This is a genomic window from Asticcacaulis sp., from assembly GCF_027484505.1.
Taxonomy (GTDB): Bacteria; Pseudomonadota; Alphaproteobacteria; order Caulobacterales; family Caulobacteraceae; genus Asticcacaulis.
The window spans coordinates 1-8325 of the sequence record NZ_JAIXSV010000367.1; the positions used below are offsets into that span (position 1 = coordinate 1).

9 protein-coding genes are annotated in these 8325 nt (G+C 59.9%); 5 read left to right on the forward strand and 4 right to left on the reverse strand.

Going from position 1 to position 8325, the window contains the following annotated elements; all coding sequences use genetic code 11:
* Positions 1-247: 247 nt before the first annotated feature.
* Complete coding sequence (locus Q0072_RS21670) at positions 248-685, reverse strand: SRPBCC domain-containing protein (protein WP_298334059.1); 438 nt, start codon at positions 683-685, stop codon at positions 248-250.
* 3 nt (positions 686-688) lie between these two features.
* Positions 689-2080 carry a cysteine--tRNA ligase gene (gene cysS, locus Q0072_RS21675; protein ID WP_298334062.1) on the reverse strand — a complete coding sequence of 464 codons (1392 nt, stop codon included), beginning with the start codon at positions 2078-2080 and terminating at the stop codon, positions 689-691.
* Between the two features lie 219 nt (positions 2081-2299).
* Here cysS and folE point away from each other — a divergent pair, with 219 nt between their 5' ends.
* The 5 genes from folE (at position 2300) to rpoH (ending at position 6193) form a co-directional block, all read left to right on the forward strand.
* On the forward strand, positions 2300-2980 hold the full coding sequence (gene folE, locus Q0072_RS21680; protein WP_298334067.1) for a GTP cyclohydrolase I FolE: 681 nt from the start codon (positions 2300-2302) through the stop codon (positions 2978-2980).
* A 246-nt stretch (positions 2981-3226) separates the two neighbouring features.
* The gene (locus Q0072_RS21685) at positions 3227-3664 is read left to right on the forward strand and encodes a biopolymer transporter ExbD (RefSeq protein ID WP_298334070.1); all 438 of its coding nucleotides are present in this window, start codon (positions 3227-3229) and stop codon (positions 3662-3664) included.
* Between the two features lie 14 nt (positions 3665-3678).
* Positions 3679-4020 (forward strand): biopolymer transporter ExbD, encoded by a 342-nt coding sequence (locus Q0072_RS21690; protein WP_298334072.1) that lies wholly within the window; start codon positions 3679-3681, stop codon positions 4018-4020.
* Between the two features lie 62 nt (positions 4021-4082).
* Positions 4083-5087, forward strand: a complete 1005-nt coding sequence (locus tag Q0072_RS21695; RefSeq protein WP_298334074.1) for an RluA family pseudouridine synthase — start codon at positions 4083-4085, stop codon at positions 5085-5087.
* 203 nt (positions 5088-5290) lie between these two features.
* Complete coding sequence (rpoH, locus tag Q0072_RS21700; protein ID WP_298334082.1) at positions 5291-6193, forward strand: RNA polymerase sigma factor RpoH; 903 nt, start codon at positions 5291-5293, stop codon at positions 6191-6193.
* Positions 6194-6282: 89 nt separating this feature from the next.
* Here the strand turns inward: rpoH and Q0072_RS21705 are convergent, their stop codons facing one another.
* Both Q0072_RS21705 and Q0072_RS21710 read right to left on the reverse strand, forming a co-directional pair.
* Complete coding sequence (locus Q0072_RS21705; RefSeq protein WP_298334077.1) at positions 6283-6870, reverse strand: hypothetical protein; 588 nt, start codon at positions 6868-6870, stop codon at positions 6283-6285.
* Positions 6867-8045 carry a retroviral-like aspartic protease family protein gene (locus Q0072_RS21710; protein ID WP_298334079.1) on the reverse strand — a complete coding sequence of 393 codons (1179 nt, stop codon included), beginning with the start codon at positions 8043-8045 and terminating at the stop codon, positions 6867-6869. Before Q0072_RS21710 ends, Q0072_RS21705 begins: the two co-directional genes overlap by 4 nt.
* Positions 8046-8325: the final 280 nt, after the last annotated feature.

Here is an 8325-nt window from a genome sequence, read left to right on the forward strand (position 1 = left end):
CCCCATCGGGGGCCTCCAGCCGCCCGACATGCGCCAGTTGCGTGGTACGGCGCAGAATTTCACGGGAATAGAGTTCGTCGATCATTTGACTTTCCTCCTCCCCTGCGCAGCGGGGGAGGTGGCTGTGAACGCAGTGAACAGACGGAGGGGGCATTGCGGTTCGCCACTCCCCATCCCTACGAAGCATACTCACGCTTCGCTTTTTGAGTATGCCGCCTCTTCCACTACACAGCAGAGACGCATAACCTTATATCGTCCCTTCGGCTTTCGCCTTCAAGGCTTCGGCGAATTTGGCAAAGCCTTCGCGCAGGTATGAGCGGTATTTCTTCCCCTCACGTTCGGACAGAAAGCCCGAAAACTGCGCCCCGATGGCAAAGTCGCACGCCGTGTCCGACAGGATGTTCAGTTCATAGAAGCGGATCAGAGAGCCTTCGTAAAACTTCTTCGGCACGCCGATATGGATGTGCGACAAAGGCGACCAGTCCGACACGAAGCCGTTGATTTCCCAGTCACCCAGCCCTTCATAGTGCTCCATGAAGCTGACCGGCGCGCCGAAGCCGAGCTTGCCTTTGGCTTCCTTATGGATGGGCGACCACTGCACCCAGCCTTCGACATCCTGAAGAATCTCATAGACCGTATCGACCGGGGTCTGGATGCCGATACGTTTTTCCACCTTTAGCGCCATGTCTTAAGCCTTTAGTTTCCAGGTGGCCCCTGCCGGGCCGTCCATGACCTCTACGTTCAGCGCGGTCAGTTCGTTGCGGATACGATCGGCCTCAGCCCAGTTTTTTTCAGCCCGCGCCGTTTTGCGCGCTTCCAAAAGGGCCTCGACCTTGGCCGACAGGTCATCATCGGCCCCGCCCTTGAACCAGCCTTCGGCCTCCTGCTGCAAAATGCCCACCAGGGCCCCCGCCGCCAGAAGCTGCGATTTGGCCAGCGGTTTGTCCGCCTCAGACGCTTTTTCCAGCGCCGTGGCCAGTGCCGACAGTTCCGCCAGCACGCGCGGCGTTGAAAGATCATCACACAGAGCTTCGATGACGGCTTCAGGCACCGTGACCTCAACCACTGGCACATCCGCCGCCTTACGCAGGGCTTCGTAAAGCCCGTCGAGACGCTTACGCGTCTGCACCAGCAGATCGTTGTTCCAGTCCAGCGGCGCGCGATAATGGGCCGACAGCAGGGCCAGACGGATCACCTCGCCCGGAAACTCCTTAATCAGGTCGTGCACCAGCAACACATTGCCCAGCGACTTGGACATCTTTTCGGCGTACATGGTCAGGAAGCCATTGTGCATCCAGTAGCGGGCGTAGCTCTCTTCCTGATGGCTATGGCCGTGTTGCGCGCAAACCCCCTGCGCGATCTCGTTTTCGTGGTGCGGGAAGATCAGGTCGTGCCCGCCGCCGTGAATGTCGATAGGCAGGCCCAGATTGGCCTCGATCATGGCCGAGCATTCGATGTGCCAGCCCGGACGCCCCTCCCCCCACGGCGACGGCCATTTCGGCTCACCCGGCTTGGAGGGCTTCCACAGCACAAAGTCCTGCGGGTTCTTCTTATAAGGGGCGACCTCGACCCGCGCCCCGGCGATCATGTCATCCAGCGAGCGGTTGGAGAGCGCCCCATAGCCCTTATAGCTTTCGACATCGAACAGCACATGACCTTCGGCCGCATAGGCGTGACCATTGCGGATCAGGGCGGCAATCTGCGCCACGATGGCGTTCATATTCTGCGTCACACGCGGCTGGATCGTCGGCTCCAGCGCGTTGAGCGCCCGCATGTCGGCATTATAGATGTCAGCGAATTTCGAGGTGATGACATCGATATCAACCCCTTCGGCCATAGCCTTCTGGTTGATCTTGTCATCCACGTCGGTGATGTTGCGGGCATAGATGACCGCTTCTTCGCCGTACAAATGGCGCAGCAGACGGAACAGCACATCGAACACCACCACCGGACGCGCATTGCCGATATGGGCGTAGTTATAGACCGTCGGTCCACAGACATACATCGTCACGCGCTGCGGATTTTTCGGAACAAAGTCCACCTTCTGGCGTTTAAGCGTGTCGCTGAGTCGCAGTTTCATGACGATTTCTGTTGAACTCCGTGAAGTTTGCCCCATATAGACGCGGCAAGGGTTGGCTTCCAAGCGATTAAATCGAAGACAATCCAATTCCTGCGCAGGATCGTAAACCACCTGCAAACTTTCAAGGGGTCTTATGTTTGTGACCCCGGCAGAGGGATGCCACGCGTCATTCCGGGACCGTCGTCCCGGCGCCACTCGGCCCTCCGGAGATATATAAGTATGGACAGCCTCGACCCGAATTCCCGCCCGCACAGCGAAGACCCGCTGACTCAAGCCCTGTCTCAAAATCTGGCCCAGACGCGTAGCAAGGGCTTTAGCGAAATCCTCAATGTCGAGCGTCCGTCGAAAGAAGAGGCCATGGCCGCCGTGCGCACGCTGCTGGCCTGGGCCGGCGACGATCCCACGCGCGAAGGCCTGATCGACACGCCCAAGCGCGTGGTCGAAGCTTATGACGAGTGGTTCTCCGGCTATCAGGCCGACCCGGCCAAAGAGCTGTCACGCACCTTTGAGGATGTGCAGGGCTATGACGACATGGTCATGCTGCGCCACATCGACGTCGAATCGCACTGCGAACACCACATGGCGTCGTTCCTCGGCAAGGCCTATGTCGCCTACATGCCGACTGCCAAGGTGGTGGGTATCTCCAAGATCGCACGCGTTGTCGAAATCTTCTCCAAGCGCCTGCAAACGCAGGAAACCCTGACCAAGCAGATCGCCGACGCCATCGAGCAGTCGCTGGCCCCGCTGGGCGTCGCCGTGCTGATCGACGCCGAGCATCAGTGCATGACGACCAGAGGCGTCCACCACAAGAACGTCACCACGGTCACCACCCGCTTCACCGGCGTGTTCAAGACCGATCTGGCGCTTCAGGACCGCTTCATGCGCTTCTGTCAGGCCTGATCTGACTGATCCGTTACGCTTTTGACGCCCGGCGGTCACAAGATCGCCGGGCGTTCGCGTTTGAAGCGATACGGTCGCAAAAGCGTCATGAAGAAATTGTAATCCCGCGTGAACGAACCCCTTTACATTTGCGCGAGCTTTGTCCTAAATCGGTTCCTGAAATTTGCGCCTGCTTTCCGGCGGGCGGTTGTTTAATGCCTCATGCCTCCCGACGGGTGGCTCAGAGGGTCTTACGGGAGTTACATCATGGGCGCTAAGCTCGGTGGCGGCGGCGGTTCTCGCTATAACGTCGAACAGAATTCCGACATCAACGTCACGCCGTTCGTTGACATCATGCTCGTGCTGCTGATCATCTTCATGGTGTCCGCGCCGATGGCCACCGTGTCGATCAAGCTCGACATGCCGCCCCCGATTCCGAGCGATAAGCCCCTTGATAAGCCGAAAGATCCCGTCTTTATCTCGATCCAGGGCACGGACGATATCTATATCGGTGCCAAGAAGACCTCGCTGGCAACCCTGCCGGCTGATCTGGCCGTGGCTCTGGAATCGGCCAACCCCACCGAAGAACGCGTTCTGGTGCGTGGCGATGCCGACATCGAATATAACGACTTCATGTCGGTGCTGAACACGCTTCAGGACAATGGCTACTTCAAGGTCGCTCTGATCAACGAAGACCTGTCGTAAGCGACACCTGTCAGATGACATACAAAAACGCCACGGTCATCGCCTCGATAGCCGTGGCGTTTTTGCATCCGCCCGTCGCTACCGCCCGGACTGACCCGCCTGCTGCCGTGGCCATTGACGTCACCATCGTGGTCAGAGTCGTTGACGCAAAGACTGTCCGCGTTGATGATCAAGACGTTGCCATCGGTGATTTGAGAACGGTTCTGGCGACCCAGCAAGGCACCGCTGCAACCAGGCAAACCCGGATACTGTTGGCCGTATCGCCCCAAACGCCCTATGATGACTTTATGGCTGTACTGAAACAGATACAGGCATGGGGGTATGTGCGTATTGCTTTGGTTAGGGACGACCGGTAATACGCCCGATTTTCGGCCTGTTTTTATCCCCTCTCCCTCTAAAACGGGGAGAGAAGGCATTCATGACCCCTGACGACGACATTGATGATGATCTGCCGCTGGCCAGCGATGGCGAGACGCACGACCTTGTGCTGACGGCGGAGATGGCCGGGGACAGGCTTGATCGCGCGCTGTTGCCGCTCCTGCCCGACCTGTCGCGCGCCCGTCTTCAGGCCCTGATCAGCGACGGGCACCTGAGCCACGACGGCCAGACCCTCGCCGATGGCAAGCATAAGGCCAGGGCCGGCCTTTACCGCCTGTTCGTCCCCGCTCCCGTCTCGGCGATTCCCGAAGCGCAGAACCTGCCGCTGGAGGTGTTGTATGAGGACGCCCACCTGATCGTGGTCAACAAGCCCGCCGGCATGGCCGCCCACCCGGCTCCCGGCACGGCGGATGGGACTCTGGTCAATGCCCTGCTGTTCCACTGTGGCGAATCGCTGTCGGGCATCGGTGGCGTCCTGCGCCCCGGCATCGTCCATCGCCTCGACAAGGACACCTCCGGCGTCATGGTGGCGGCCAAGTCCGACGCCGCCCATCGCGGCCTGAGTGAGCTGTTTTCGCGCCACGATATCGACCGCGCCTATGAGGCATTGGTGCGCGGCGCGCCGAAAACCGCCTCAGGCACGGTCACCACGCGCATCGGCCGCTCGCCCCACGACCGCAAAAAGATGGCCGTGCTGAAAAGCGGCGGGCGCGAAGCCATCACCCACTACCGCACACTGGAAAGCTTCGGCGGCGACAAGCCCGTCGCGGCCCGCGTGCGCTGCACGCTCGAAACCGGACGCACCCATCAAATTCGCGTGCACATGGCCTATCTGGGCTGTCCCTGTCTGGGCGATCCGGTCTATGGTTCGGGTGCGCCGCACAAGGCCGTGGCCGAGGCCCTCAAAATCCAGGTTTTCGCGCGTCAGGCCCTGCACGCCGCGCATCTGGGCTTCGTCCACCCGATCACGGGCGAGCGTCTCGCCTTTGAAGCCCCCCTGCCTGCGGATATGGCAGACCTTCTGAGCGCTTTGAAATTGCTGTAGATTCATTTTTGAACCAGTCCGCATAAAATAATTTTCATCCTGGGTCTTTTTTTCCCCGCCGGAGCACCTACATGGAAAAGGAAGACAAAAGCCGGTCCTACACGCGCAGCCACCGGCTGTCGTCTCAGGGGGATGCGCCGATGCCGGACACCAATTCAGGATCAAATTCTGGACCCTTCGACGGGTCCGAAGGGGACGCTACAATGAGCACCAGCGCGCTGACCTCGAATGCCCTCAGCATGCCCAACCCGTCGGTATTGTCACCGGACGGTGGCCTGAACCGCTATCTGTCGGAAATCCGCAAGTTCCCGATGCTGGCCAAGGATGAGGAATTCATGCTGGCCAAGCGCTGGGCCGAACACGCCGACCCCAAGGCGGCGCATAAGCTCGTCACCTCGCACCTGCGTCTGGTGGCCAAGATCGCCATGGGCTATCGCGGTTACGGCCTGCCGATCGGCGAAGTCATTTCCGAAGGCAATGTCGGCCTGATGCAGGCGGTCAAGAAGTTCGACCCGGACAAGGGCTTCCGTCTGGCTACCTACGCCATGTGGTGGATCAAGGCCGCCATTCAGGAATACGTCCTGCGCTCGTGGTCGCTGGTCAAGATGGGCACCACCGCCGCGCAGAAGAAGCTGTTCTTCAACCTGCGCAAGGTGAAGTCCGAAATCAGCGCCCTCGAAGACGGCGACATGCGCCACGAACAGGTCGCGCAGATCGCCACCAAGCTGGGCGTCTCCGAAGACGACGTGATCAGCATGAACCGCCGCATGTCCTCGCCCGATTCGTCGCTCAATGCGCCGCTGCGCGCCTCGGAAGGCGATTCGGAATGGCAGGACTGGCTGGCCGACGACACCACGCCGTCGCAGGAAACCGTGCTGGCCGACTCAGAAGAGTACAAGCTGCGCATGAGCCTGCTCGAAGAGGCGATGGGCGAACTGAACGAACGCGAACGCGCCATCCTGACGGCGCGCCGCCTTCAGGAAAACCCGACGACGCTCGAAGACCTGGCCGACCGCTTTGGTGTGTCGCGCGAGCGGGTGCGTCAGATCGAAGTCCGCGCCTTTGAAAAGCTGCAAAAGGCGATGATGGCCTCGGCTGAGAGTTAAGCATAGGCAGAGCCAAAAGACCGAACAGATTGGCAGAAACCCCCGGCGCATAGACGCCGGGGGTTTTATTATGGATTTTATTATAGGCCTTATTCTGCTGGCTTAGCCGGCAGGCTGGTCGGACTGTAACCAAAGCGCTGATTGGGTTTGAACCACACCTCGTCATGCGCAAAGATCATGTTGAAGCGCCATAAGACGCCGATGCCGATAACGCCATCGACGCCGTCATACCCCTCTTCGCCGCCCCCCGTCGGATCGTTGAGCGTCAGAGGGGCCGGATCAATGCGATAGGGACCAAAATCAAGGCGCGGCGCACCGGTATAGCGAATCTTTTTCATGCCGCCCTTGCCGTCACCACTCAGACGGTTTTCCGCCTTGGGGAAGGCGTCCCACAGATCATGCGCCTTCACCGCTTCTGATGACAGGATCAAGCCATAGCCCCAGGCTGTATCCAGCCGGAAGCGCATGGCCTTACCCATCAACGACCCGGAGATCACCAGCGTACCGTCAGCCAGCCATTGCGCCGGAAGGCGGTCATAGCCTGTCGTCTCAGGTGCGCCTTTCAGGTAGCACATCATATACTTGTTATCGAGGTCGAGCCGGCACGGGGTCATCCGCACGAAATCCGCCCCCAGATACAGGCCCTGTTTAGGCTGCTTTGCCGTCCGGAAGGTCAAGCCCGGCCGTCTGACACCCCAAAGCTAAGTTCGGACCCGTCATAGCCGCCCGCCAGTTTGCTCAATCCGAATTTCGCCGCCGTCTCCGCGCCGATCGAACTGGTGCCATCCCCCAGATTTAACAGGCCGGTGAGGGGTTTGCCGTCGATCTCCGCCACAAAATTAAAGCGGCGGTCTTCCCCAAGACGGAACGGAATGACCGGTCGGTCTGGTGTGGTTTGCGGCAGGTTGGAGACGTGCTTTTCCGGCGGGGCCAGAGCCGCGAAACCCCCACTTGCCTTGATATGCACCGCAGATTTGGGCTGGAAAGCCAGTTGAAAGGCACTGAGGAACGGGGCACCCAATATCCCCTGAAAGGGCGCGCGGACGTTATAGCCCTCGCGGTCCTCAGGATCGCCCAGCGCTACGGCCATGCGTGGTACCCACAGACCAGCCACCTGAACATCCTTCACCTCCACAAGGCGGGTTTTCAGCGCCTTGCCGTTGACGCCGCGCAACTGACCTTCGCCAATCAGCGGGTACTTGTCCCACAGATTATGATCGCGCACATAGTCGCCGCGCAGCATCAGGGCTGAACTGGCCCCGGTGTCCATCAGACAGTCCACGCTGTGTCCGGCAAAGCCGATACTGACGGTGATCTTATCGGCATCAATGCCGCGCTCGGTAATGTAGCTGGCGTGGATTTCGCCGAAGCCGTCCAGCGGCATGGGCTGGGCAGCGTCCAGATAATAGCGTACCTCGCCCGCCCGATAGTCAAGCTGACACGGCAAGCGCGTCAGAATATTGGCGGTCAGAAGCCCGTCAAAGCCCTGCTTTTCGAAGCCTTCGGACGCATAGACGCTCAGCTCCCCGACCCTGAGCTTGCCGCCGATCACGACCCCTGTCGCAACATGGCGGCTCAGCACCTCCGTCCCGCTCAGGCTGCTGCCGCGCGCCTCACCGTCGCGGCGCAGGCCCAGCTCTTTCACCAGAGACTGGCGAACAATGGTGGCGCTGGCCCCGGTGTCGATGACGAACTGATAAGGCCCCTTGCCATTGAGCGTCACCGCCACCACCGGCATCAAAGATTTTGAACGGGTGAAGGGAACGCGAACGACCCGCTCCTGAGCCGAAGCCATCCCCGGCCATATCGCCGCACTCAAAACACCTGTGCAGGCCATGCGCCTCGTGAACATTATTCCCTCCCCTCACTGTTGATACTTGGTTCTAGATCATTATGATTTCTGGTAGAAACATAATGATCTGGATTTTTGTTTAGCCCCTCGCCGGGCGGTGGCTTGCGCCACCTTGGCCGCCGCCTCAATGGCGGCTTGAGCGGAACGATTCCAGTAGAAATCATTCCGCGCTAAAAGCTCAGACGCGGCGCACCTGAAGGCTGCGTTGAGACGTAAAGGTCCGCCTGAAAACGCTCAGGAAGGGCGCGCCGACCATGCCCTTAGCACGGTCGAACTCTTC